We start from the raw sequence: 25420 nt of genomic DNA, 5'->3' as shown, positions 1-25420 counted from the left end.
AGGGAGAAGAAAATATGTATGAACCGATTGATTCATCTTTCTTTAATGTACCCGTACTCGAACTTGCTCGTAATTTAGTCGGACAATATATTGTCCATGAGCAACCCGAAGGATTATCAGTGGTGAGAATTGTGGAAACAGAAGCGTATCACGGAGCTGAAGACCGTGCTGCGCATAGTTATGGCAATCGGAGAACGAAGCGCACAGAAGTGATGTTTGGCCGTCCTGGTTCTGTCTATACATATCAGATGCATACCCACACACTAATGAATGTTGTCTGTGCACAAGAGGGAACACCGCATGCTGTGTTACTACGGGCGGGCGAACCAATAGAGGGAGTAAGTCATATGCAACAACGCCGCGGCATACACATTAAGAAAGAAACGGATCTTACAAATGGGCCCGGCAAGCTCTCCAAAGCTCTTGGCGTGACGATGGCATACTACGGCCATCATTGGACACAGAGGCCTCTCTATATAGCAGAAGGCTTTCCACAGGCTGAAATAGAAGCGGGTCCGCGGGTAGGGATTGGCAACACTGGTGAAGCCGTGCATTATCCTTGGCGTTTCTATGAAAAAGACAACCCGTTCGTCTCAAAATACAGAAAATAGATTATAGAACATCTCGAATTTGTGTGGTTATAGAGAAGAATAGGGGAAATTATGAAGAAAATATTGAGAATGGGTAGTGCGTTTATTGGGATTATCGTAGGGGCGGGATTTGCTTCCGGTAATGAAATCATGACGTATTTTACGAGTTTCGGTTACTTAGGCATGATTGGCGCAGTGATTTGTACGGCACTATTCGCTTACTTAGGCATGACATTAACACGTCTTGGAAGTCGAATGCGAACACCTTCACATAAAGAAGTGATTTATAAAATTAGTGGCCGCTACTTAGGTGTAATTGTGGATGGTATTATCATTTTTACCCTATTTGGCGTGGGTGTAGTGATGCTAGCGGGTGCCGGTGCCAACTTACATCAGCAATTTGGCTTGCCGACGTTTGTAGGTAGTTTGCTTATGATCATCTTGGTGTTCTTGACGATATTATTAAATGTAGATAAAGTGGTGGCTATAATCGGGAGTGTGACACCGTTTTTAATTATTACAGTAGTTGCCGTATCTGTTTACAGTATCGTCACGATGGATACAACATTCGCAGTTCTTGATCCTGTTGCAAAAGCATTGCCAACGACATTGCCTAACTGGTTCATATCCGCAATTAACTATGTGTCATTTAATATTGCGGTAGGCGCTTCAATGGCTATTGTCATGGGTGGGGCGGAAAAAGATGAAAAGATTGCAGCACGGGGTGGATTTGTAGGGGGGCTTGGGTTAGGTATTTTAATTCTGTTAAGTCACTTGGCTATTTTTTCACAAGTGGAAAATGTGGCGGGAGCAGATTTACCGATGCTTGCCATTATCAATAATATTTCACCAATCTTTGCGATCTTCATGGCAGTTATTTTATACGGCATGATCTTCAATACAGCAGTTAGTATGTTCTATGCGTTTGGTGCTCGCTTCATTCAAAGTGGAACGATGAAGTTTAAGCTGTTTGTAGCATTTTCATTAGTAATAGGCTATGCATTAAGCTTTTTTGGATTTACAAAATTGGTCAATACACTGTATCCGGTTGTTGGCTATTTAGGTCTGTTTTTAGTAATTGCACTCATTAGGGCTTCGATTCGTATGCCAAAGAGAATATAAAAATACCCCCGCGAATGATTCATTCGCGGGGGTTGTTTCTGCTTAAACAGATTGTAATTGAAGTGCTACAGCCGGGCCGAAGAACTCGAAGTGAAGTTTATCTTCAGGTATACCCATAGCAGTAAGTTGTTGCAGTACGAACTCCATGAAGCCAGTTGGTCCACATACATAGACATCGCTGCCCGCAATAACGTTTTGTTCCAGGAACTCACGTGTGAACATGCCGTCTCCCTCTTCTGAATAAAGAGCTTTGTACGTAGAGTTCGGTAGTTTTGCATTTAATTGCTCTAGTTTATTCGCAAATGCTTGTTGACTACGTGTACGTGCGGAGTGCAAGAATGCTACTTCACGTTCTGGAGACAAGTCTGCAATAGTTGAATACATAGCTTTCATTGGTGTAATACCAACTCCACCACTGATTAAAGTAACAGGTGCTGTACCAGTAGGATCTAAGTAGAAGTCACCTGCTGGTGGGCTCACTTCCACGATGTCGCCTACACTCGCATTTTCATGCAAGTAGCATGATACTACGCCGTTTGGTGATAATGTATCTTCGCGTTTAACCGAGATACGGAAAGTCTCATCGTTTGATTTTTGAGACAAGCTGTACTGGCGGTTGACAATATTTTTCGCGCCTGGGATTTCCATACGAATCGTAATGTATTGTCCTGGCAAATAGTATGGTAATTTTTTGCCGTCAACAGGTTTTAAGTAAAATGAAGTAATGACGTCACTTTCTTCTACTTTGTCAATGATTTCAAAGTCTTTGAATAAGTGCCATCCGCCATCGGATTTCTCTGTATTCGCATACATATCTTTTTCTACACCGATGAATGCGCCAGCAATTACACCGTAAGCGGCTTCCCATGCATCCATAATTTCAGGAGTCGCTGCATCGCCAAGTACTTCTTTGATGGCTTTTAACAGATACTCTCCGACAATTGGATAATGTTCCGGCAAGATTCCAAGAGATACGTGCTTATGCGCGATTTGTACAACAACCGGTAGAATGGCTTCTAGGTTATCGATATGTTGCGCTGCTGCGTATACTGTGTTTGCAAGAGCTGTTTGCTGACGCCCTTGGGATTGATTAGCGTGGTTGAATATATCTAATAATTCTGGATGAGCCACGAACATGTTTTTATAGAATACTGTAGTAATAGCTGTTCCGTGTTCCTCTAATACTGGTACTGTGGATTTAATAACGTCGATAGTTTTTTGATCTAACATTTATAATGCACAACCTCTCCGTATTTGATATCTCTATCATAAATCAATTTGAATCCAAAAGATACATTATAAATACATGTTTAAAAAAGAAATGTGAATGTTGTCACATTCTATTCAAAAAGTAGTCAGGCTTTTGCCTGAAATGCTCAGTGTCAATCAATGATTTTTCAATTGAAAATGCTATAATGGGGAGGGAGTAGAAAGTGGTGATATTATGCGTTTAACGATGTATACAGATTATTCGCTGCGAGTTCTGATTTTTTTAGCTACTAAGCAATCGGATAAATTATCCACTGTTCAAGAAATCTCGGATGCTTATCAAATCTCGAAAAATCACCTCACCAAAATAGTCCATGAGTTAGGAAAACTGGAATTGATTGAAACCATTCGTGGTCGTGGTGGTGGAATTCGTCTCAGTGTTGATCCAAATAGCATTAATGTAGGGGAACTAGTTCGGAAAACAGAAGACGATTTTCACTTAGTCGAATGTTTTGATCCAAATAAAAATATGTGTGTGTTATCGCAAGCCTGCCAGCTAAGGGGTGTATTATATGAAGCACTTCAAGCGTACTTCGCAGTGCTAGACCGTTACACGATTGCTGATTTCCTTCACAATAAGGAAGAAATACATTCTTTACTATTTCCCACTAGTCAATCCTGAATAGTGTGGTAGAATATAGTGAGTAAACATAGTGAAATAGGAGGAATTAAAAAATGTCAAAAGTGTTAGTCATTGGGCATAAAAACCCGGATACAGATTCTATCGCATCTGCGATTACGTATGCCTATCTCAAGCAACAAATCGGAGTGGATGCAGAAGCTGTCCGTCTAGGAAATATTACAAAAGAAACAGCGTATGCGCTTGAAACATTTGGTTTTGAAGCACCACGCTTAATTGAAAAAGCGGCACCTGAAACATCTCAAGTCATCTTAGTCGATCATAATGAGAAACAACAAAGTGTGGATGACTTGGATGATGTACAAGTGTTGGAAGTGATTGATCATCACCGTATCGCGAACTTCCAGACAAGCGATCCATTGTATTATCGCGCGGAGCCAGTAGGTTGTACGGCAACGATTTTGAACAAATTATTCAAAGAGCATGGCATTGCAATTCCAAAGAACATTGCGGGCTTAATGCTTTCTGCAATTGTATCGGATTCATTATTATTCAAATCTCCAACATTTACAGATCAAGACAAGACAGCAGCTGAAGAACTTGCTGCGATTGCAGAAGTAGATGCCGCTGTCTACGGTTTGGACATGTTGAAAGCTGGAGCAGACTTAAGCGCTATACCTGTAAAGGATTTGGCTAGTCTGGATTCGAAAGAGTTTGTATTCGGTGATGTGAAAATGGAAATCGCACAAGTAAATGCAGTAGACTTGCAAGATATCCTTGGTCGACAAGACGAACTGGAAGCGGAATTAAATGAAGTAATCGAACAAAAAGGGCTAGATTTATTCCTGTTTGTTGTGACGGATATCATCAATAGCGATTCTGTTATCATTGCGCTAGGAAAAGAAGCTGAACGTGCAGGATCTGCATTTAATGTGGCATTCAATAATAATTCGGCATTGTTAAAAGGTATTGTTTCACGTAAGAAGCAAATTGTGCCTGTATTGACTGAAGCACTTTCGTAATCCCCATACTGTCATGGAAATCGGTAGCCCGATCTTCTATGACAGTTTTTTTATCCTAAATCTAGTGGCTGTGTGGCAGGACCTTCTAACACGGTTCCATCCGCACGAAAACGTGATCCATGACACGGACAGTCCCACGTTTGGTCTCCCTTATTCCAACGGGTGCGGCATCCCATATGCGTACAGATAGGGGAGTCAGTCCGCGCAATATGGCCACCAGCAAACTCCTTTACGGTACGTCCCGCTAATAGTAAAGCGCGACTAGATAAAGAGCCGAAATCTGTTCTGCCAGGAGAGAATAACTCGCTCGCGGCATTCGAGCGACCGATAATCGCATCCGAGATAATTTCCGCACAAGCTAATGAATTAGATAATCCCCATTTTCGATAGCCAGTACTAATATAGACGTCTGGCGAAGACTTTGAAATAGCTCCTGCATAAGGCACTAAATCAGGTGTGGACGGATCTTGAGCCGACCATTTGTAGACAACTTCAGGATGCCCCAAAGTCGTTTTTATATCCTCTGTTAGGCTGTCGTAATGTAGTTGAGTTTCTTTTTCCGAGCCAGCAGGATGAGATTGAGCGCATAGCAACAAGTAAGATTGGTCATCGATCGTCGCTGTCCGTATCGAGCGTTTCGGCTCATCAACCGAGATATATTGATGATCAAACGGAGTATCTGTTTTTGCCGCGGCAATATAGGAGCGCTCGACATCCAGTTTAAGAATTTGCATGCCTTCTAGTGCTTCAATTGGATAATGGGAACAGATAACTAGTTGTCGATAACTAACTACTTTAGATGAAGACAGTTTGACAAAATGACGATCCGTATCCAGAGCAGCTACTTGTGCATGTTCAAAAATACGTGCACCTTGTTTCACAGCGAGCTGTGCTAATTGTTGCCCAAAACGTACTGGATGTATTTGAGCTTCGTCTTCAATCAGTAAAGTGTGAGCTGTTTCAAAAGGTAAATAGGATGCATTGCCTGCAAGTGTAAATGGAATCCCAATCGCTTCATATGCCTTTTTCTCTGCCAATAAGCGTTCCGTACCTTCAGCTGTTTGGGAATATAGCGCGGAGTGTGCAGTTTGTAGCTGATCCGCCTCCGCAATAGATCGAGCGAAATCAACAGCCTGTTCATTTGCATTGAAATATTGTTTTGCGCTCTCCACACCAAACTGTTCAATCATGTCCGCGTATACTAAGTCATGTTGGGCGGTTAATTTACCTGTAGAATTTCCCGTTGCTCCATGCAATAAACTGTTTTTCTCAAGCAACACAACGTCCTTTCCTTGTTTAGATAAAAAATGAGCATTTGCTATACCGCTCAACCCGCCTCCGATGATTAACACATCACAAGTTATATCATCATCTACTGTTGGATATGCGGACTTTGGATAAGCGGTGGCAAGCCATAAAGATTCATTCATTCCGACACCTCATTCTGTAAAATTACATAGCCCAAGCATTAACATTGTTGCCAACTTTACTTGAATCTAAAATAGAGAATAGAAAGGTGGGGCAAAAAAATGAAAATTGAAGTATGGTCGGATTATGTTTGTCCGTTTTGCTATATTGGAAAAAGACGTTTGGAGCATGCTTTGAAACAATTAGGACTGGAGGAAACATCAGAGGTTGTATTCAAGGCGTATCAGCTAGATCCGAATACACCAGTAGCTTCAGACCTATCAGTAGTGGAAGGATTAGCCGGTAAATATAATGTCAGCAAACAACAAGCGGAAAACATGATGACAAATATAGAGGAACAAGCAAAAACGGTTGATCTTCACTATCAAGTGGATAAAATGAAAACATCTAATACGTTCGATGCACATCGTCTAGCGAAATTCGCTAAGTCACACGACGTAGAGAAGGAAGTAACAGAACGTCTTTTGCATGGCTACTTCGTGGAAGGAGAGCGTATCGATACGGAAGAAGTCCTCGTAGCGATCGCAACAGAAGTTGGATTGGATGCTCAGAAAACTAAAGAGATGCTGTATAGTAATGATTACGGGGATGAAGTAAAAAACGATATCAAAGAAGCGCAGGAAATTGGTGTCCAAGGTGTACCGTTTTTCGTAATTAATCGTAAATATGCTATAAGTGGAGCGCAACCTACAGAAGCATTTGTTGAAGCGCTTGAAAAGATTGCTAAGGAAGAGGGAATGGCGAAACCTAAGTTGCAAGTACTCGGTACAGATGAAGGCGGGCTATGTGATGATGGGGCATGTGATATCTAAAAAATAATAAACACAATAGGTAAACTGTTTTAAATGACTGAAGAAAACTCTGAAGAATGAAGTGGAGTTTTGTCTTCAGTCTTATTTATGATGGATCTTGTTTCTGTTCCGCAACAGTACGTTAGTTTTGTAAGTGGAATGGGTCCCGCTGGAACGTCAATTAAAGGTGCTTTCTGTTATCTTGCGTCCTTACAAATTACAATCGACATATTGATATCAATTATATCTCCAACCATTACCCCGCCAGCTTCGATTGCACGATTCCACATTAATCCGAAATCTTTTCGTTTGATTTTACCCTTAACGAGATAAGTAGCGCCGAATACGGTAACTTCTTGAGGGGTGATATAGAAAATGGCTCTTTTTGTCGTGTTTTTAACAGTCAAGTTTCCTGACATTAGATATCTACCGTCTGTATCGCTGTATATTGCTCGGGAAGTGAATGTCATTTCGGGAAAAATTTCAGCATCAAAAAAGTCTCCGGAGCATAGATGTAGATCACGGTCTCTATTCTTCGTCTGGATGGAAGAAACGATTACTCGAAAACTAATCTTCGTTTTCGTTAGATCCGCTATGTTACCTTGTAATTCTCCTGAAAACTCTTCAAACGTTCCTGTGACAGTTGTTACCATCATGTGTGGGACGGAAAAGCCGACAGTGGACGCGATAGGATCTACCTTCCATGTATTCACTTTCACTCCTCCTTGTGGATATTTAAGTAGCTAAACTGTAATTGAAAAAACGCCAAAAGTCAAAATGAAAAACCTTGTCAAAAGGACCGTTTGCAAGCATACTAATAGATGGATAAGATTGTTTCCGTAAAACTGGAGACACGTATACTGAAAGGACTTGATGTAGATGTCAAAACATCGATGGTTTGAAGATCTTCAAAAGAATATAAAAAGCGGTTGGTTATTACTTGATGAGCCACTAAACAAATATACGAAAACACGTCTTGGCGGTAAAGCGGATGTCGTCGCGGCGCCTGGCACTATAGAAGAAGTGCAATCGGTTGTTAGCTATGCGTATAATCATGAAATTCCAATTTTATTGCTCGGGAACGGTTCGAATATGGTCGTTCGTGATGGTGGCGTTCGTGGCATTGTAATGTATATGGCAAACCTCAATGATATCAAGATTGATGGTAATAGAATGATAGCGGAAGCTGGTGCGAATATTATTGATGCATCGAGAGAAGCAGCGACAGCTTGTTTAACCGGTCTAGAGTTTGCGTGCGGAATACCAGGTTCAATTGGTGGCGCAATGGCTATGAACGCAGGAGCGTACGGTGGAGAAATCAAAGATATTATTCATCACGCAACTGTAATGGATGAAACAGGGAAAATTTTCGAGCTCTCCAAAGAAGAATTGGAACTAGGATATCGTAAAAGTATTATTACTACAGAAGGTTATTATGTGCTATCAGCAGAGTTCTGGCTCTCTGAAGGTGAACAGTGTGATATCGATGCGGTGGTTGCTGATTTAACATTCCAACGTGAATCTAAACAGCCACTTGAATATCCATCTGCAGGAAGTGTGTTCAAACGTCCACCAGGCTATTTCGCAGGAAAATTGATTCAGGACAGTGGCTTGCAAGGAAAAGGATTTGGTGGAGCAGAAGTGTCTACTAAACATGCGGGGTTCATCGTCAATAAAAATAATGCCACGGCGGCAGATTATATTCAGACGATTGATATGGTCAAAGCGGAAGTGAAGAAGAATTTCGGCGTTGATCTGGAGATGGAAGTGAAAATTGTAGGGGAAGAACTTTCTGAATAACAGAAGTAACAGGAGTTGTCTGTGAAGTCATTATTATAATGACCTCTCGGGACAGCTCTTTTTAATGTAAAAAGTTGTGGAGAAATTCTGGCAGGGGGATGGGTTGACGGGGTGGGGGAGTCGCTCCACCTACGTGCCAACCCCATCGTACTCCACTCTAACTGTATATGTTCTTAGGTCTTGAACTGAAATCTATGCAAAAAAGAGATGCCCATTCCGGGGCATCTCTCGTGATGTTAATTTTGTATCTTGCACTGGACTTTGCTCGGGTCGAGTACTTGGTCATCCTCTATTTGCACCTGGCATATCTTGCTATTTTGCATGAACTTAAAGACCCCGTTGTTGAAATCGGTCCCAACTTCTTTAAAGAAGATTCCTTCATACTGCGAATGCTTCGAAAGCGTGAAGTTGATACGGAAGCCGTCGCCGTCAGGGATCAAATACGCGCGTACACCTTTTTCAAACGATCCTTCTGTCTCACTCTTTATCGCACGATCAACCGATACTACATGAAAATCAACAAAAGGAATCTCTCTCAACAAGACGTTCATGAAAGAACCTTTTGTGATTTCCTCCCAGCGACTTTGCGCGGTCTGTCCGATGATGATCTGTGTAATGCCATACTGGTGAGCTACTTCTTTGATGACTTTTGCAGCTGGACGCTTCTCATCGTCGCGGATAATGAATGCTTCGACATCCAACTCTTCCGCGATCTCTTTCCAACGGTCTACATACTCCGACTTCTCTACATCAAAGTCATCGAGCGGTGCAGGATCGACTGTCAGGATATAAAGCGGACAGTCCATGATTGTTGCAATTTTATATCCTCTATTAATGAGACGTTCACCATTTGGACCGTAATACACACAAACGAGAATTCCCTCGTCCATACGGCTTTTCATTTTGCCCATAATGACTCATCACCTCTTCGAATTCTATAAATTCATTGTAACCGGTTCACACTTTAGGGGAATGCTTTCCGCTGCAATTCCGCCAGAGAACCTCATCCTGCATATAGGATTACGAACTTGGCCTTACAGTATGCTGACCGCGCTTTTTATGCGGTTTTCGATAAAGTAGTGTATACTTTCGAGTAGAGATTGTTCTCTTTGCTTAGAGTCCCATTATGCATAACGTACAGTGTTCAGTCAAGAGTCTCTGAGTATTCTATCGACACGTATAATTGATTAATTTCGGGAGGTGTTAGGTTGATCACCGTCTTACTGGCAATATTCATTCCTTTTATCGCAGCATGTTTGGTACCTTTTATACACAAAATTTTGACTGGAAGACGGATCGGCTGGTTTGTAATCACCATTCCGTTGTTCTTGTTTATTTTATTGATTCGTCTAGTTCCTTCGCTTTCAGATGGGGCGTCTTATTTATATACGTTCCCTTGGATACCTTCTGCAGATGTCTATTTTTCCACGCATTTGGACGGACTGAGTATGATTTTTGCGTTGCTAATTACAGGAATCGGTAGTTTGGTTGTATTATATTCAATCTACTATCTTTCTGAACGGGAAGCAATTGGTCGCTTTTATACATATTTACTGTTGTTCATGGGGGCTATGCTAGGTGTTGTATTATCCGATAACCTGATTGTTCTGTATGTGTTCTGGGAATTAACGAGTATTTCTTCCTTCCTACTAATTGCTTTCTGGTATCACCGAAAACAGTCACGATACGGAGCGAAGAAATCGATGTTGATCACCGTCACAGGCGGTATTTTCATGTTAGTTGGATTTTTAATGCTTTACGCAATTACGGGAACGTTTAACTTACAGGAACTTATTTCTATGCGGGAAGTGATTGCAGCAGATTCACTGTTCATCCCCGCGATGTTGCTTGTTTTGATTGGTGCATTCACCAAATCTGCGCAGTTTCCTTTCCATATTTGGCTACCTGACGCGATGGAGGCTCCTACACCTGTTAGTGCCTACTTACACTCCGCCACGATGGTAAAAGCGGGTATTTATTTAGTAGCACGATTTACACCGATTTTCGCAGGTGATACGACATGGTTTTATGTCGTGTCTTGCGTAGGGTTATTGACGATGTTGTGGGGGTCTGTCAACGCGGTGAAGCAAACGGATCTGAAGGCGTTGCTCGCGTTCTCCACCGTGAGTCAGTTAGGTATGATCATGAGTTTGCTCGGTATTGGTTCATTAGCATTCGCTTCTTCTGAAAGTGCGCACATCGCGTTATTCACCGCCGCTACATTCGCTGCATTATTTCATATGATTAACCATTCGACCTTTAAAGGTTCCTTATTTATGGTCGTCGGTATTTTAGATCATGAGCTGGGCACGCGTAATATTAAACGACTCGGTGGCTTGGCAACGATCATGCCCATCACATTTACCATTGCACTCATTGGCAGTTTCTCTATGGCAGGACTACCACCATTCAATGGCTTCTTAAGTAAGGAATTATTTTTTGAAGCGATGCTGTCATTAAAAGAAGCCAATCTATTATCAATGGATTCGTTGGTCGTATTGTTTCCAATCGTTGCGTGGATCGGCAGTATATTCACATTCATTTATTGTATGATCATAGTATTTCAGACGTTTTTCGGCAAAGTACATGCACCGGCCCCTGGACAACGACCTGCACATGAAGCACCGATTCAAATGTTGATATCACCTATGGTACTTGGCAGTCTAGTCGTACTTATTTTCATCTTCCCGAATCTGCTAGGTACGTATATTTTGGGTCCAGCAATGAATGCGGTATATCCGCAATTTGAAGGGATGCCTGGTCTAGTACCAGAAATACAAGTGTGGCATGGCTGGGAGATGCCGATCTTCATGACGATCGGTGTGATTATCTTGGGAATCTTATTGTATGGTTTATTGCGTTACTGGAAAGGGATTTACCGTTTAGGGTTTTTACAATGGACGCTTGATCGTTTATATAACGCTACATTACAACGGATTGAACGAGTAGCTTCTGTTGTGACGAAAACATATATGACGGGTTCGGTACGTGATTACGTCGCGTATATCATGCTGTTTTTCATTGCGCTTGTTGGAATAGGATTGCTAGGTTTCCAGCAATTTATTTTCGACTTCTCGAATGATGCCGTGATTGAGATTAATGAAGGTATTATTATTTTCGTTATGATGTGTTCAAGTGTAGCGATTTTATTTGCTAAGTCCAGGATTACTGCCATTATTCTTAACGGTGTGCTGGGCTATTCAATCGCCATTCTATTTGTCGTATTCCGTGCGCCGGATCTCGCGTTAACGCAAATAATTGTTGAGACGGTTACAACGGTGTTGTTCTTACTGTGCTTCTATTATTTACCGGAGTGGAAAAACGAACACAAATCGATTTCCATGCGAGTACGTAATGGGTTGATAGCAGTTGCGTCCGGGGTTGCTGTTACCGTTATCGCTTTGCTCGTGCAAGGCCATTCTATGTATCCGTCGATTTCTATCTATTATGAAACAGCGTCTCGACTTGCAGGCGGTTTGAATGTAGTAAATACGATACTAGGTGATTTCCGTGCATTCGATACGATGCTTGAAGTATTGGTATTGTTCATCGCAGGCCTTGGCGTCTATTCATTAGTTAAGCTGCGTCGCAAGAAGGGAGTGGATCACACTGAAGAAAAATGATGTGATCTTACAGACAGTGACGAAGATTGTGTTTTTCATCATCTTGACGTTTGGTGTGGAGCTATTTATATCGGGGCATAATAATCCCGGTGGCGGCTTCATTGGCGGCCTTGTGCTCTCTTCTGCGTTTGTATTATTGTATTTAGTTTATGACATAGAAACTGTTCACCGGGGAACGCCATTTGATTTTAAGCGAGTGGCGGCACTTGGTGTGTTGCTGGCTGTAGGTACAGGAATGTTATCAATTTTGTTTGGTGAGTCCTTCCTGTCACAAACGACATGGCTTGTGGATTTACCGGTTTTTGGTGAGACGGAACTTGGAACAATGACGATTTTCGAAGCAGGAGTCGCACTGACTGTCCTCGGTGTCGTCGTGACGATTATTTTGGGAATCAGTGAGGATGTGGAGTAATGGAGACATTAATTACCCTTCTGGTTGGTGTGCTAGTGGCAGTAGGCGTTTATTTGCTCTTATCAAAAGAAATGTTGCGAATTATTTTAGGGACAGCCATTTTATCGCACGCTATTCATTTATTATTATTGACGATGGGTGGATTAAAAAAGGGTGATGTGCCCTTGCTTACAGAGACAGCTGCGGAATATACAGACGCCCTGCCGCAAGCGCTGATTCTAACGGCGATTGTCATCAGCTTCGCGGTGACGGCATTTTTACTCGTATTATCTTACCGTGTGTATCAAGAGTCTGGCCGTGGACCTGGATTGCGAGGGCGACAAGATGAATAATATATTAGTATTGCCTATGATCTTGCCTATTTTAATGGGTGTTATATTAGTGTTTTTACGTCCGTATATTCGTGTGCAACGTGTACTTAGTGTGCTGACGACGATTGCTTCTGCTGCTGTGGCTGCCTATTGTCTCCAGCACATTCATCTAAATGGCATCATGCGTTTGGATTTTGGAGATTGGTTACCACCGCACGGAATCTTATTTGTGGGCGATTCATTTGCGATGCTACTAGTGCTAGTTGCGTGCATCGTTTCTAGTATTATTTTACTGTATGCATTCGCTACGACAGGGTTTGAGACAGAGACGATGTTCTTCTATCCATTCTTCCTGTTTTTAATGGCAGGAGTTAACGGCTCGTTTCTGACTGGAGATTTATTTAATCTATTTGTTTGTTTTGAAGTGATGTTACTGGCTTCCTATGTGTTGCTGACTCTTGGAGGACGCAAAACACAGTTAAAGGAAGGTATTACGTATGTATTGATCAATGTGCTGGCTTCCTGGTTCTTCTTATTAGGTATCGCGTATATTTACGGTGTACTAGGTACGTTAAACATGGCCCATATCGCTGTGCGTGTAGCAGAAACGGGACAAGGACCGCTTCTGACGCTAATCGCAATTATTTTCATGATTGTCTTTAGTTTGAAAGCGGGCTTGCTACTTTATTTCTGGTTGCCAGGTTCTTATTCGGCACCCCCTACTGCGGTCGCGGCACTGTTTGGTGCGCTACTGACGAAGGTAGGTATTTATGCGCTGTATCGTATGTTTACATTAATATTTATACATGATCCAATCATTTATAAAATCATTGGCGTGCTAGCCATAGTCACAATGGTTGCGGGGTCTCTTGGGGCGATTGCATATTCAGATATTCGTCAGATTGTCTCGTATAATGTCATTATTTCTGTTGGCTTTGTGTTGACAGGTTTGGCAATTGCTACGAATACTGCATTCCAAGGTGCGAGCTATTATTTGGTTCATGACATGATTAGTAAAGCATTGCTGTTTCTATTGGCAGGTACTGTCGTATATTTGACAGGACGTTCGAAGTTTAATGAAATCAGTGGTCTAATTCGTAACTATCCGCTCGTCGGTTGGTTATTTTTCTTGACGATGCTTGCGATTGCCGGAATTCCGCCATTCAGCGGATTTATTGGAAAAGTGTATATAGGATTAGGTGCAATTGAAACAGGATCTTACGTGTTGCTCGCGGTGTCGTTTTTATCGAGTATTGGTGTATTGTATTCACTCCTTCGTATTTTCCTTAATAGTTTTTGGGGAGAAACGATAATTAGTGAAGATGATCAAAAGCCATTTCAAAAGAAAATTGGTTTGCCGCTCGTATTACTTGCGGTACTCGTAGTTGGCTTAGGTATAGGTGCAGAACTGCTGTCGCCTTATATCCAGGATGCAGCCAATACATTAGCTAATCCCGAAGAGTATATACGCGCCGTGATGGGTGACGATTTAGAGTAGGGAGGGGGAGACGACATGCCGTTACAGCTTCTGCTGAATTTATTCATCGCATTTTTATGGATGACGCTGATGGATGAAGATGAATTGAGATTCACGACATTTTTCATGGGTTTTTTAGTCGGACTCGGCATTATTTTTGTCATGAGTCGTTTTTTCGATACGCATTTCTATTTACGCAGAGTATATGCTGCCTGCAAGCTCTTGTTAATCTTTATCAGGGAACTGACGCAGTCGAGTATTGTGGTCATCTCCCAAATCGTGCGGCCTACACTACGTATTAAACCAGGTATCTTTAAATACAAAACTATTTTGACGAGTGATGTAGAAGTGACTATGCTGTCCATGTTGCTTACTTTAACACCGGGCTCGGTCGTGATGGAAGTATCTGCTGAGGGCAATGAGTTATATATTCATGCAATGGACGTTGAAGAGTCGCGGGATGGATTGATTAAGCAACTGAAGAATTTCGAGAAAGCGATTATGGAGGTGACACGATGATAGCAGGTATGCTGACGATATCGGTCATACTATTCGCGCTGACTATTTTGGTGGCAGTCATCCGGATTATCCTAGGTCCTTCTCTGCCAGATCGCGTGGTAGCACTTGATGTAATCGGAGTGAATTTGATTGCAACGATTGCCGTCGTGTCAGTGATTTTAAATACAAAAGCATTTTTGGAAGCAATCTTGATCCTCGGTATTCTTTCATTTATCGGGACGATCGCATTTTCCAAATTTATTGAGAGGGGGAAAATAGTTGAACGCAAGCGAGATCGGTGAATTTATAGGGGCTTTGTTGATTTTGACAGGTGCAGTTGCCAGTATGTTGAGTGTCTTTGGATTGATCCGCTTACCGGATGTCTATACTCGATCACATGCTGCAACGAAAAGTTCGACATTGGCAGTGTTATTGACATTATCCGGCGCGTTCGTCTTTTTTCTATTCTCCGAAAATTTTATCAGTGTACGGTTGCTTCTTGGTATTGGCTTTGTTTTTTTGACAGCACCAGTGGCTGGGCATGTAATTATCCGTGCTGCTTACCGATCGAATGTTAAGCTAGCGGATATTTCTACCGAAGATGAATTATATGAAAAAATCCATGGGCAAAAGACAGATAAAATGGAGTAATAGTTGATTCAAATGAACATAAGAGTCAATTGATTTTCTAACACCTTATCTATATAATTGCCATAATCTATATGCGAATGAATGGGGTGAAAAAGTGGTAAATCAAGATGCTTGTGAAGTAACAGTTGTGCACGAAGATGTAGTTCGCAAAATTCGTAAAGAGCTTCCTGATGTAACGGAGATGGTACAAATATTCAAAGCATTGGCTGATGAGACACGTTTACGAATTGCTTATTCACTGACATTGGAAGCAGAAATGTGTGTCTGTGATGTAGCGGCAGTAATTCAATCTTCATCCGCTACCGCTTCCCATCATTTACGTTATTTACGGGATCATTCATTAGCCAAATCAGAAAGACGTGGAAAAATGGTATACTATTCTTTAGCAGACGAACATGTTGCAGACTTAGTGAAAATTGCATACGAACATGCAATTGAAGCACAGCAAACGATGTAATGTCAGGTGAGGCGCTTGCATACAGGCAGGCATGATGGAGGAATTTTAATGCGCTTACAAGAATGGACGATAGAAGAACAAGATTTGCTGATTCAGTTTATGACAACAAACTCATGGCCTTACCATGATAGTAGTCAGCCTGGCCGCGAGTTGCTTGAAAAGTCGATTGAAGAAGGCGGCTATGCATCTGATGACGTAAAGACGTTCTGGATCGAGAATAATGAAAATGAAAAAGTGGGAATCGTAAAAGTCTATGACTTACAAGAGGATGTCCCGCTATTTGACTTGCGAATTGCTGATCACTTTAGGGGTTATGGCTATGGTTCGCGGGCGCTAAAAAAACTTACACAATACGTGTTCGAATTACCGGAGCATAAGATTCGTATAGAGGGACATACGCGCCACGATAATGCAGCTATGCGTAAAGCGTTCGAGCGGGCTGGCTTTGTAAAAGAAGCGCATTTGCGCCAAGCCTGGTTCCTTCCGAAAGAAAATACGTATTATGATGCGGTAACGTACGGTATGACGAGAGAAGATTATGAGGCCGGTACGACAACGCCTGTGCGTTGGGAAGACCGGGAACGTTATGTAAAGAGCATACCCGGTTTCAAAGAGCGGCTGCAATCTGAGCGGTTACATATTCGAGCACCTGAATTAAACGATGTGATGGATGTTTGGGGTGCGGTATCGAATTCAATTCCTGCGTTGCGTAAGTGGACTGGATGGGCACAGAAGGAAATGACGATTGAATCGACTGAAGAATATGTTCGTCAATCCGTTTCGGAATTCATCGGTAGAACGTCTTTGAACTTTCATCTCTTTTTGAAAGAAACGGGTGAATTCATTGGTTGTGCCGGTTTCTATCGTATCGATTGGAGCATTCGTAAATTTGAAGTGGAGTATTGGCTGGATACGAAGTTTGAAGGCGAAGGCTATATGACAGAAGCGATCAAAGAGCTTGTGGAGTTTGCGATTACAGATCTATCGGCAGCGCGAATAGAATTTGTTTGCGATGAGAATCACAGTAAAGGTCGTGCAGTTGCAAAACGAACGAGTTTTGAACTAGAAGGAATTTTACGTAAAAATGCTCCTTCTGCGAATGGGCAAGGCTTACGCAACACATGTGTGTATGCGATAGTTACCTGATCACAGAAGGAGCACTATAAACGTCACTATATCGAACGTCTTCCAGTTATTAATTGAATGACAAAGATAATGCCGGCAATTACTAAAAGTGTGTGGATTAAGCCACCGCCAATATTTGCTACTAAACCAATTACCCATAATGCTATTAGAACTACAATAACAAGCCATAATATACGACCCATAGTGAATCAACTCCTTTTCATTGTTATTTGCTATGTAAGTATTTTACCCAGCCTTTCAAATCTTAAACTTTTAAGATAGTAAATCGTAGATGTCGACAGTCAAATGAGGAGGCGATAGTTTGGCTACACCGAGTATGGAAGATTATATTGAACAAATTTATTTGCAATTAGAAGCGAGAGGTGAAGCGCGCGTGTCCGACGTGGCAGAGGCGCTTTCTGTGCTACCTTCATCTGTAACTAAAATGGCTCAACGCCTAGATCGTGAAGGCTATGTGCATTATGAGCGCTACCGGGGTTTGGCATTGACGGACCGCGGTTTGCGCTTTGGTAAAAAACTTGTGCATCGCCATGAATTACTAGAACAATTTCTGCGTATCATTGGTGTGGAAGAAAAAAATATCTACGGAGACGTAGAAGGGATTGAACATCACCTAAGTTGGAATGCGATGGATCGCATTACCGATCTGGTGGAGACGCTCGAGTCTGATCCTGAATTTATAAAAAAATTAAAAAGTAAAGCACTCTAGAGAGGATTATCTTATATGACATTACTACAACCAGGTACACTCGCAACACTTAAAATTCTTCGCAAAGAAGGGTCACGCTTTGTATTAGACGCTGCCGGAGAAGAAATCTATATGAACGTTTCCGAAGCTCCGGATGCTCAAGAACAATCAACAATCGAAGTTTTTCTTTACATCAACAGAAGGGGCGAACTGACAGGCACTGCGCAAATTCCTTCAGTTACCGTTCATTCATTCGGTTGGGCAAAAGTCATTCGTTTGGAAAGAAGTGAAGGGGCTTATGTAGATATCGGTGCATCCTTTGAAGTACTGATCAATCGAGCTGACTTCCCGCAAATTAAAGAACTGTGGCCACAACCAGGTGATGAACTATATATGACACTTCGTTCAGATCCAGGTGGCAATTTATTCGGACGTCTAGTAACGGAAGAAAGAATCCAGGAGCACTATACAATGGCAGAAACAGATATGTACAATCAGAATGTCAAAGCAAGAGCGTACCGCTTGCTACCAATCGGCACATTCTTATTGACAGAAGATATCCAACGTATCTTCGTTCATGAAACAGAGCGTAAAGCAGAGCCAAGATTAGGTGAAGAAGTGGATGTTCGTATTATTGAAGTTCATGAAGACGGTACGATGAACGGTTCTTTATTGCCAAGAAAGCAAGACCGTTTACAAACAGATGGAGAACAAATACTAGCGTACTTACAACAATCAGGTGGTAAAATGCCATTTACCGATAAATCCACTCCTGAAGAAATCGATGAGATGTTTCAGATGAGTAAGGGAGCCTTCAAACGGGCACTAGGTACGTTGATGAGAGAACGTAGAATTACACAACAAGATGGTTGGACAACACTAATATTATAATAAACGCAACTTTTTAATGAGCCTCAACGTATCTATACGTATAGAACAAGGAGGATTGACTGTATGAAAAAAGGATTAGCCTCTCTATTGGCTTTCATGATGATGGTAGCGATCATAGCACCAACAGCAGTATCAGCAGATGAAGTCATTAATGAAAAGCTAGGAGTTCCGATTGTAGTATATGGTTCAAATTTATCGGATAGTGAAAAAGCGAGTGTTAAAGAAAGTCTAACGGTTGCCAACGAAGCTGAAGTGGAAGAATTATCAGTGGACGGCAATGATTTAATCAAATATATTCCTGGCGGTGATCGAAATGCCCGAATGTATTCATCCGCTAAAATTACCAGACAAGAAGAAGGCGAAGGCCTCGTTATCAACATTGTGACTCCGGATAATATCACACAAGTAACGGCGGACATGTACGCTACTGCTATGTTGACAGCAGGTATTGAAGATGCTGTTGTAGAAGTTGCCTCACCCAAAAAGGTAACGGGTCACTCAGCTCTTGTTGGAATCTACAAAGCGTATGAAGTGTCAGGTGAGGTTCTCGATACTGAACGTACGGATGTAGCTAATGATGAATTGAGTCTGGCAACGAAGCTTTCAGAAAAAGCGGGCGTCGATCAAGACGAAGTAGCTAAGTTGCTGACAGAAATCAAAAAACAAATCTCTGAACAAAAGCCTGCCACAAAGGAAGACGTAGAGCAGATCGTCCAAGACCAATTGCAGAAATTCAATATAGAGTTAAGCGAAGCAGATCGTCAATTGTTAATTGACCTAATGGATCGGATTTCGAAACTGGATATCGATTTCTCGAAGCTTAATGAACAGCTGTCCGATATGGCATCGAAAATTAAAGATAAATTAGGCGATATAGATCCGAGTTTCTGGGAAAAGGTAAAAGAGTTTTTCAGAAATATGGCGGATTCTCTTAAATCTTTGTTTAGTTAAGTTGTCATTGTGGTACGTTATAGGGTAGAAGTATAACTACAAAGGAGAGATATGCATGAGTGAAAACAAGGATGCTGAGCAGCGTGAGGGAATGGACTTTGAGCTTGTGGTTTTAGGCGGAACGAAATATGCGTATCAATATAAAGTAGCAGGCGATGTAAAAGCAGAAATCGAGTGGACTGAAGAAAATGGAGTCATGACGATGACGCATACCTATACAGATGATTCGTTGCGTGGCCAAGGAGTCGCAAAAAAATTACTTGACCAAGCAGCTGACAATGCACGTGAAAAAGGATTGAAGATGAAAGCAGTCTGTTCATACGTAGTGAATGCGTTCGAACGAAGTGATGATTATAACGATGTAAAAGCATAAGTTGTATGATGGAACGGTTTTTTTCACATGTTCCACATCACTTTTTGAGACTTTTCTCATTTCCTTGCGTATAGATAATAGGGAAACAAATTAGAAGAAGAGGATGATGTGGAATGATTAATCGTACAGCAGAGCGCGTACTCGGTATCATATCAGCTGTTTTATTGACACTGAGTGTTTTAGGTACTGCCTTACTAGCGTTCATTTGGAATATGGCAAGCACGGATCCGACATTCATGGATGAATTCCGCGAGGGCATTGTGAGTGAAGGCGTATTAAACACTGAAGAAGTGGATATGTTCATGTCGTTTATGGGCTCTTTTTCTACTATCATATGGGTTTTGGTAGTTGTAGCATTCATAGGCTTGATATTGAACATTATCGGTCTAGTAAAAGTCTGGAACAATAAGAGTGCTAAAACAGCCGGTATATTATTCATTATTGCAGGTCTGTTAGGTGGATTTCTATCCTTACCATCCATCCTACTTTACATTGCGGCCATTCTTTGTTTCACAAAGAAGCCATCAATGGCACCAGGACCTTCACCTGATGAATACGTCTCCACGGAATCTAACTGGATGAACTAAATGTTTATAGACACATAAAGACCCTTTTCTTTAAGAAAAGGGTCTTTATTATTAGGTCTGATAGACGCTTTGATTATAAGAGAATACGTTAGGTTATCATAAATGAAAGACGGGCAATGTTGATCAAACAGCCCATCCTATTAACTTATTTACACCTCTGTCACGTATGTGCAGGTTGCGTGATAGGCAATGAATAGTGAAGTGTATTTACGGAAATACCTTCAAATAACTCAGGGAAAGATTCAACAAAATTAAACCCTTGTTTTGCATAGAAGTCTTGAAGTGCCATATCATTCTGATCGACATACACATCAACATTTTTAGCTTCCTGTAACGTCCCTAGTGCCTCTTTTAACAATGCTTCCTCATATCCGCTATTCAAATACTCAGGAAGCATGTGAAGAGATGTTAATTCACTCTCACCGTCCACATCGATCGGAGTATAGCTCAAATACCCAATAGAATTCCCTTGATCATCTATTGCGAGTAATACCATGGTCTTTTCCAATTGCTTCTTCAGCATTAAATCAGAATACGTACGCTCAATATATGCTTCGATCACTTCTTCAGGTATATGTTGTTGAAATGTGTGTTGCCAAGACGTATGGGCAATCTGTTGAACATCTTGAATGTCTTCTACTGTCATTTTACGAATCATAGTGATCTCACCTCTAGTTCTCTTTCTACATAGTATAACAAATTAGGCTTTGCAAAACTACTATGCGATGAAAACAAGAACTACTCGTGTTACTGATAAAATTGTAGATGATACGTTAAGTGAGAAATAAACAACAAAAATACATGTGTATCCCAAATTCGCAATTGTTAAGTAACTAAACGAACTGTAGACGTTTGAAAGTAAGACTGCAGGGTATATTAAGCAGTAGGTAGAAATTCATTAACAATTAAATTCCGACGGAGGATGGTAAATATGGCTAAAAAATCAAATGGGTTATTATTTGCAACACTTGCAGCAGGGGCTTACGCTTTCTTTAGTAAAAAAGAAAATCGCGATAAGGCAATGGAGACAGTAGGAGTGTTGAAGGAAAAGGTAGACACATTTGTCAATAACAATAAGTTGGTTGACCAAGCGACTGAAAAGGTAGGACATTCAGATCCAACAGACTTAGGAGATAACAACATGGTATCCGAGGGAGCACAGACAAGTGTTCATTATTACAATCAAGAAGTACAGGATCCAGATAGAAAGGCTTCGAAAAAAGATGGTCTATATAAGAAAAATGAAGACACAAGCGACAATAAGCCACTTTATAACAAGGATGAATCAACGAAGGAAGCAGAAAAAGATAGTAATTCCAACTAAAACTAATCATAGGTAAATACTAAAAGCGCTCCTTTTTAAGGGGCGCTTTAATACATATATAGCGTTAAATACAAAAGGGGTAGATAATCTTGGGGAATAAGGTAAAATAATGTACATATAGATATATGCCTTGCATAGTCATATATATAGAATGAGTGGGGTGAAACTCATGACTGGCAAGAGTACAGAAGCATCTAATATAGATTTGATCAGTATTATTGAGAAAGAGGGAAATAGAGAGCAAGCAGAGTTGTTTTTTCATCTTGAAAATAAATTACTTACACAAATTTTTAATCTAGAAAAAGATGGTGCACGCTCCACGCTTAAGGAAATTGAGGAGATTTTGGATGAATATAAACCGAAACATTCATTTGGAGTCATCAAATATTATTTCGTGATCCTCTCTTCCGTCATCACCAGACGATTACAAAAAGAATCTATTTTCAATGATGAAAATGCCTTTATATTTAATGCCGCTTGTATAGAAATGATCGAAACCAATTTGCATAGAGAAAACTTAGTCGAAATTGGAGACGAATTAGTCGAGTTCTACTGTTATATCCTCAAAGGAAAACTAAAACCTTCCCTAACACATGAAACGGTCAATGAAGTGGTTCAGTACATAAATGAAAACGTTGAAAAGCAATTAATCGTTGAAGAAATCGCCAAACATTTCAATGTAAGTACTAGTCATCTTTCTCGCATATTCCGAGAACATACAACAGTTACGTTAGTAGAGTATATTACAATCCGCAAGATAGAAGATATCCAGTTTTATTTACGTTTTACTAATCTAAAGATAGCAGATATTGCAGAGAAGTTTCATTTCTGTAACCAAAGTTATTTCACACGTGTCTTTAAAAAGTATACGGGGTTAACCCCTCGACGCTTTCGGAAGGACTTGGACGGAAATTACTTTCGTTTCACTATAAAAAAAGGTGATTCACTGTAAATTTACCTCTGTTTGCTGTATACTTTTCTTTAGTTTGAGATAGCGTAGGTGAAACCATTGAAGAAAAGAATAGGGCTCGTAAGTTTATTAGCAATTACTGCTGTGTTTTTGAGCGGTTGTTCTGGTGTGGAAAACAAAACAGGGATTTTCTACAGTACATTTGTTAGACCGATGGATTGGCTGCTTCATTATCTTGGGGAAGCGTTCAATGGTAATTACGGTTTTGCGATCGTACTGATTACTGTAGCAATACGAGTAGTTTTGATGCCGTTGATGTTAAAGAACTATAAATCTCAACAAGAGATGAAGGTAAAGATGGATGGACTTCGACCAGAAATGGAAGATATCCAAAAGCGTATGAAAGCATCCAAGGAATCTCAGGATAAAGAAGAGCAAATGAAGCTTCAGCAAGAAATGATGGGACTGTATTCTAAGCATGGTGTCAATCCGTTAAATATGGGCTGTTTACCACTTGTAATTCAAATGCCGATCATTATGGGCTTATACTTTGCTATTCTTTATGCACCACCTGAAGTGAAAAATCATGAATTCTTATGGTTTAAACTTGGTGAACCGGATATTATTATGATGTTAGTAGCCGGAGCTGTATACTTTGTCCAAGCACGCGTTTCATTGTGGACGATGCCTGAACAGCAACAAAAACAAATGAAGTTATTTATTTACATGTCACCGATTATGATTATGTTCATTTCGTATACTGTAATGGCTGCATTGCCGCTATATTGGGCAGTCGGAGGATTACTGTTAATCTTCCAAACATATCTTGGACGCAAGTTTTACTTTAAACATGTTGAACCGCCAGTCGTGGAAGAAAAGTAAGGTACAGAGAAAGCTGGTGCATACCAGCTTTTTTTGTTTCCAACAATGGAGAGGAAGAGGCGCATGAAATTGAAATGGATCATGGGCTTGGCAATTACAGCTTCTGCAGCGGCAGCGCTGTATTTTATCATCAAGTTAAATTTAGAGTTTGCCATTTTGTTCATGCTGATCATGTTTACCTTCACCAATGCTGCACGAACTATTATGTATAGAAACCAAGGTCTGATGCGTGAAGCGAAATGGATGCTTTGGATGGCATTATTTTTTGGGATAGGTTCACTTGGCGCATTAGCGTACGTCTTACTATTTTAATAAAAGGAAAGGCCGCAATTAAATCAGCGGCCTTTCCTTTATTCAATTTTACGAGAAATATGCTGCTTTGTCCCCGAAATTAAAATTAATGCACCTATGGCACAAACAGCCATACTGAGAAATGCGAAGCGCGGCGATTGGTCATATAAATACCCAGCAGGGAAAGTCAGAATGGCAATACTGAGACTCAATGCCACTGCCGCATAGACGCCTTGTGCGGAAGCGATGAGGTGATTCGGTATGTTTGTCGATATGTATTGAATGAATGCAAAATGTGCCATGCCGAATGATACTGAATGGAGAACCTGTGTTGCGATAAATACACTAGTCATAGGAAAGAGGAAGATGGAAATCCAACGAATGGTAGAACCCGTTGCGGCTATTAAGAAAATAGTTGACGTCTTGAGTCCTGCAAGCAACCGATCTGCTTGTGTAAAAAATATAATTTCAAACAGCACGGCGATATTAAGGATCAACCCGATATAAAAACCGTTAATTCCCATATCATCCAAAAAGATAAAACCATAGTTATAATAAGAAGCATGCGAGCCTTGTAGTAAAATCGCAATACATAGAACTGTAACAAACGATTTATTGGCAAACAAAGCCCGTAATTGACCCTTTTGAGCGGCCGAATCTACAACGGGATGAAGTTGCAATGCAACTGGAGCGGGTTGAAAGAAAAATATCAAGCCCATACCGAGGCCGATAATCATCATATATAAAATCGCTTGTTCACTCCAGATTGCCGTTACCGTACCAATTAATAGTAAGGCGACAGTATAGCCGATTGACCCGAATGAGCGGCTCTTGCCATAATGTATTCGTTCGTTTTGCATCAATAACGAAGCACCACTCTCGACGCTTGGCAGGATGATAGGATATATGGAACTGAATAAAACCGTTAAACCAAACAAAACCGCAAAAGGACTTTCCGGGAGATAAGCAAGCGTGAGAATAAAGGATAAAAAAGTAGTCCAACGTATAACACGCAGAAGTGACATATTTCGCGTAGCGTACGGAAATAGGAAGAATGTGGAAAAGGACCTAGCGATCATACCTACACCCATCAAGACGCTAGCTTGTGTAACTGATAGACCTTTTGCTGAAGTCAACCAACCTGTCCAATAGGGTAAAAAGATACCCCATGTAAAGAAAAATACGAAGAAACTCATCGAGAGCCAACGTTGATTATTCAAATGCATGACCTCACAATACTGGTTGAATCTTAAGTTAGGTAAATACTAGCATAGACAGACGAAAAAGAAAAATGGTGATACACTAGAATACATAGTTTGAAATAATGTATAAATTGCATCCAATGA

At 40.9% G+C, this 25420-nt stretch carries 31 protein-coding genes; 24 read left to right on the top strand and 7 right to left on the bottom strand.

Annotated elements, in window-relative coordinates:
- Positions 1 to 14 precede the first annotated feature (14 nt).
- The gene (locus CSV68_RS06235; RefSeq protein ID WP_099633856.1) at positions 15 to 611 is read left to right on the top strand and encodes a DNA-3-methyladenine glycosylase; all 597 of its coding nucleotides are present in this window, start codon (positions 15 to 17) and stop codon (positions 609 to 611) included.
- A 51-nt stretch (positions 612 to 662) separates the two neighbouring features.
- Entirely contained in the window at positions 663 to 1712 is a 1050-nt protein-coding gene (locus CSV68_RS06230) for a YkvI family membrane protein (RefSeq protein WP_099661720.1), read from the top strand.
- A gap of 42 nt (positions 1713 to 1754) precedes the next feature.
- Here the strand turns inward: CSV68_RS06230 and hmpA are convergent, their stop codons facing one another.
- Positions 1755 to 2942 (bottom strand): NO-inducible flavohemoprotein, encoded by a 1188-nt coding sequence (hmpA, locus tag CSV68_RS06225; RefSeq protein WP_099633858.1) that lies wholly within the window; start codon positions 2940 to 2942, stop codon positions 1755 to 1757.
- 214 nt (positions 2943 to 3156) lie between these two features.
- Between hmpA and CSV68_RS06220 the strand changes: the two genes are divergently transcribed.
- Positions 3157 to 3603: an RrF2 family transcriptional regulator gene (locus tag CSV68_RS06220; RefSeq protein WP_099633859.1), complete on the top strand. Its 447-nt coding sequence runs from the start codon at positions 3157 to 3159 to the stop codon at positions 3601 to 3603.
- 53 nt (positions 3604 to 3656) lie between these two features.
- Positions 3657 to 4583, top strand: coding sequence for a manganese-dependent inorganic pyrophosphatase (locus CSV68_RS06215; RefSeq protein ID WP_099661719.1), 927 nt, complete (start codon positions 3657 to 3659; stop codon positions 4581 to 4583).
- A 50-nt stretch (positions 4584 to 4633) separates the two neighbouring features.
- Here CSV68_RS06215 and CSV68_RS06210 read toward each other — a convergent pair whose 3' ends face one another.
- Complete coding sequence (locus CSV68_RS06210; protein ID WP_099661718.1) at positions 4634 to 6013, bottom strand: FAD-dependent oxidoreductase; 1380 nt, start codon at positions 6011 to 6013, stop codon at positions 4634 to 4636.
- Positions 6014 to 6112: 99 nt separating this feature from the next.
- Here CSV68_RS06210 and CSV68_RS06205 point away from each other — a divergent pair, with 99 nt between their 5' ends.
- The gene (locus CSV68_RS06205; RefSeq protein ID WP_099633862.1) at positions 6113 to 6823 is read left to right on the top strand and encodes a DsbA family oxidoreductase; all 711 of its coding nucleotides are present in this window, start codon (positions 6113 to 6115) and stop codon (positions 6821 to 6823) included.
- Between the two features lie 176 nt (positions 6824 to 6999).
- Here the strand turns inward: CSV68_RS06205 and CSV68_RS06200 are convergent, their stop codons facing one another.
- Complete coding sequence (locus CSV68_RS06200) at positions 7000 to 7515, bottom strand: YceI family protein (protein ID WP_158233500.1); 516 nt, start codon at positions 7513 to 7515, stop codon at positions 7000 to 7002.
- 166 nt (positions 7516 to 7681) lie between these two features.
- On the opposite strand from CSV68_RS06200, the gene murB reads away from it, so the two are divergent.
- Complete coding sequence (gene murB, locus CSV68_RS06195) at positions 7682 to 8602, top strand: UDP-N-acetylmuramate dehydrogenase (protein ID WP_099661716.1); 921 nt, start codon at positions 7682 to 7684, stop codon at positions 8600 to 8602.
- A 236-nt stretch (positions 8603 to 8838) separates the two neighbouring features.
- Here the strand turns inward: murB and CSV68_RS06190 are convergent, their stop codons facing one another.
- Positions 8839 to 9513, bottom strand: coding sequence for an adenine nucleotide alpha hydrolase family protein (locus CSV68_RS06190; RefSeq protein WP_099633865.1), 675 nt, complete (start codon positions 9511 to 9513; stop codon positions 8839 to 8841).
- A 297-nt stretch (positions 9514 to 9810) separates the two neighbouring features.
- On the opposite strand from CSV68_RS06190, the gene CSV68_RS06185 reads away from it, so the two are divergent.
- The 9 genes from CSV68_RS06185 (at position 9811) to CSV68_RS06145 (ending at position 17177) form a co-directional block, all read left to right on the top strand.
- Positions 9811 to 12225 carry a Na+/H+ antiporter subunit A gene (locus CSV68_RS06185; RefSeq protein ID WP_199168429.1) on the top strand — a complete coding sequence of 805 codons (2415 nt, stop codon included), beginning with the start codon at positions 9811 to 9813 and terminating at the stop codon, positions 12223 to 12225.
- Entirely contained in the window at positions 12212 to 12637 is a 426-nt protein-coding gene (locus CSV68_RS06180; RefSeq protein ID WP_029054757.1) for a Na(+)/H(+) antiporter subunit B, read from the top strand. The genes CSV68_RS06185 and CSV68_RS06180 overlap by 14 nt, the downstream gene beginning before the upstream one ends.
- Complete coding sequence (locus CSV68_RS06175; RefSeq protein ID WP_099633867.1) at positions 12637 to 12969, top strand: Na(+)/H(+) antiporter subunit C; 333 nt, start codon at positions 12637 to 12639, stop codon at positions 12967 to 12969. The genes CSV68_RS06180 and CSV68_RS06175 overlap by 1 nt, the downstream gene beginning before the upstream one ends.
- Positions 12962 to 14446: a Na+/H+ antiporter subunit D gene (locus CSV68_RS06170; RefSeq protein WP_099661715.1), complete on the top strand. Its 1485-nt coding sequence runs from the start codon at positions 12962 to 12964 to the stop codon at positions 14444 to 14446. The genes CSV68_RS06175 and CSV68_RS06170 overlap by 8 nt, the downstream gene beginning before the upstream one ends.
- Positions 14447 to 14461: 15 nt before the next feature.
- Positions 14462 to 14944, top strand: a complete 483-nt coding sequence (locus CSV68_RS06165; protein WP_099633869.1) for a Na+/H+ antiporter subunit E — start codon at positions 14462 to 14464, stop codon at positions 14942 to 14944.
- Entirely contained in the window at positions 14941 to 15225 is a 285-nt protein-coding gene (locus tag CSV68_RS06160; protein WP_029054753.1) for a Na(+)/H(+) antiporter subunit F1, read from the top strand. Before CSV68_RS06165 ends, CSV68_RS06160 begins: the two co-directional genes overlap by 4 nt.
- Complete coding sequence (mnhG, locus tag CSV68_RS06155) at positions 15203 to 15574, top strand: monovalent cation/H(+) antiporter subunit G (RefSeq protein WP_099633870.1); 372 nt, start codon at positions 15203 to 15205, stop codon at positions 15572 to 15574. Before CSV68_RS06160 ends, mnhG begins: the two co-directional genes overlap by 23 nt.
- Before the next feature lie 94 nt (positions 15575 to 15668).
- The gene (locus CSV68_RS06150) at positions 15669 to 16031 is read left to right on the top strand and encodes an ArsR/SmtB family transcription factor (protein WP_099633871.1); all 363 of its coding nucleotides are present in this window, start codon (positions 15669 to 15671) and stop codon (positions 16029 to 16031) included.
- A gap of 48 nt (positions 16032 to 16079) precedes the next feature.
- Positions 16080 to 17177: a GNAT family N-acetyltransferase gene (locus tag CSV68_RS06145; protein WP_099633872.1), complete on the top strand. Its 1098-nt coding sequence runs from the start codon at positions 16080 to 16082 to the stop codon at positions 17175 to 17177.
- A gap of 26 nt (positions 17178 to 17203) precedes the next feature.
- On the opposite strand, the gene CSV68_RS17060 is transcribed toward CSV68_RS06145, so the two are convergent.
- The gene (locus tag CSV68_RS17060) at positions 17204 to 17359 is read right to left on the bottom strand and encodes a lmo0937 family membrane protein (RefSeq protein ID WP_143560424.1); all 156 of its coding nucleotides are present in this window, start codon (positions 17357 to 17359) and stop codon (positions 17204 to 17206) included.
- 119 nt (positions 17360 to 17478) lie between these two features.
- On the opposite strand from CSV68_RS17060, the gene mntR reads away from it, so the two are divergent.
- The 5 genes from mntR to CSV68_RS06120 all read left to right on the top strand — a co-directional run bounded on the left by mntR (position 17479) and on the right by CSV68_RS06120 (position 20667).
- The gene (gene mntR, locus CSV68_RS06140) at positions 17479 to 17886 is read left to right on the top strand and encodes a transcriptional regulator MntR (RefSeq protein WP_099633873.1); all 408 of its coding nucleotides are present in this window, start codon (positions 17479 to 17481) and stop codon (positions 17884 to 17886) included.
- Positions 17887 to 17901: 15 nt separating this feature from the next.
- A complete protein-coding gene (locus tag CSV68_RS06135) occupies positions 17902 to 18756 on the top strand; it encodes a CvfB family protein (RefSeq protein ID WP_099633874.1) in 855 nt (284 codons plus the stop codon).
- Positions 18757 to 18819: 63 nt separating this feature from the next.
- The gene (locus CSV68_RS06130; protein ID WP_099633875.1) at positions 18820 to 19707 is read left to right on the top strand and encodes a DUF1002 domain-containing protein; all 888 of its coding nucleotides are present in this window, start codon (positions 18820 to 18822) and stop codon (positions 19705 to 19707) included.
- Between the two features lie 91 nt (positions 19708 to 19798).
- A complete protein-coding gene (locus CSV68_RS06125) occupies positions 19799 to 20080 on the top strand; it encodes a GNAT family N-acetyltransferase (RefSeq protein WP_099633910.1) in 282 nt (93 codons plus the stop codon).
- Between the two features lie 113 nt (positions 20081 to 20193).
- Positions 20194 to 20667 carry a DUF4064 domain-containing protein gene (locus CSV68_RS06120; RefSeq protein ID WP_099633876.1) on the top strand — a complete coding sequence of 158 codons (474 nt, stop codon included), beginning with the start codon at positions 20194 to 20196 and terminating at the stop codon, positions 20665 to 20667.
- Between the two features lie 160 nt (positions 20668 to 20827).
- On the opposite strand, the gene CSV68_RS06115 is transcribed toward CSV68_RS06120, so the two are convergent.
- The gene (locus CSV68_RS06115) at positions 20828 to 21325 is read right to left on the bottom strand and encodes a GNAT family N-acetyltransferase (protein WP_099633877.1); all 498 of its coding nucleotides are present in this window, start codon (positions 21323 to 21325) and stop codon (positions 20828 to 20830) included.
- A 273-nt stretch (positions 21326 to 21598) separates the two neighbouring features.
- Between CSV68_RS06115 and CSV68_RS06110 the strand changes: the two genes are divergently transcribed.
- The 4 genes from CSV68_RS06110 to CSV68_RS06095 all read left to right on the top strand — a co-directional run bounded on the left by CSV68_RS06110 (position 21599) and on the right by CSV68_RS06095 (position 24095).
- Positions 21599 to 21991 (top strand): hypothetical protein, encoded by a 393-nt coding sequence (locus tag CSV68_RS06110; protein ID WP_233190413.1) that lies wholly within the window; start codon positions 21599 to 21601, stop codon positions 21989 to 21991.
- A gap of 169 nt (positions 21992 to 22160) precedes the next feature.
- Positions 22161 to 22943: a helix-turn-helix transcriptional regulator gene (locus CSV68_RS06105; RefSeq protein ID WP_158233008.1), complete on the top strand. Its 783-nt coding sequence runs from the start codon at positions 22161 to 22163 to the stop codon at positions 22941 to 22943.
- Positions 22944 to 23000: 57 nt separating this feature from the next.
- A complete protein-coding gene (gene yidC, locus CSV68_RS06100; protein ID WP_099633911.1) occupies positions 23001 to 23783 on the top strand; it encodes a membrane protein insertase YidC in 783 nt (260 codons plus the stop codon).
- Between the two features lie 63 nt (positions 23784 to 23846).
- On the top strand, positions 23847 to 24095 hold the full coding sequence (locus CSV68_RS06095) for a hypothetical protein (protein WP_099633880.1): 249 nt from the start codon (positions 23847 to 23849) through the stop codon (positions 24093 to 24095).
- Between the two features lie 38 nt (positions 24096 to 24133).
- Here the strand turns inward: CSV68_RS06095 and CSV68_RS06090 are convergent, their stop codons facing one another.
- Complete coding sequence (locus CSV68_RS06090) at positions 24134 to 25300, bottom strand: MFS transporter (RefSeq protein ID WP_199175010.1); 1167 nt, start codon at positions 25298 to 25300, stop codon at positions 24134 to 24136.
- Between the last annotated feature and the right edge of the window lie 120 nt (positions 25301 to 25420).

Origin of the sequence: Sporosarcina sp. P29 (assembly GCF_002743265.1) — a bacterium.
Lineage (GTDB): Bacteria > Bacillota > Bacilli > Bacillales_A > Planococcaceae > Sporosarcina.
The sequence above is the reverse complement of the archived record's forward strand: the minus strand, read 5'-3'. Positions and strand labels throughout refer to the sequence as shown.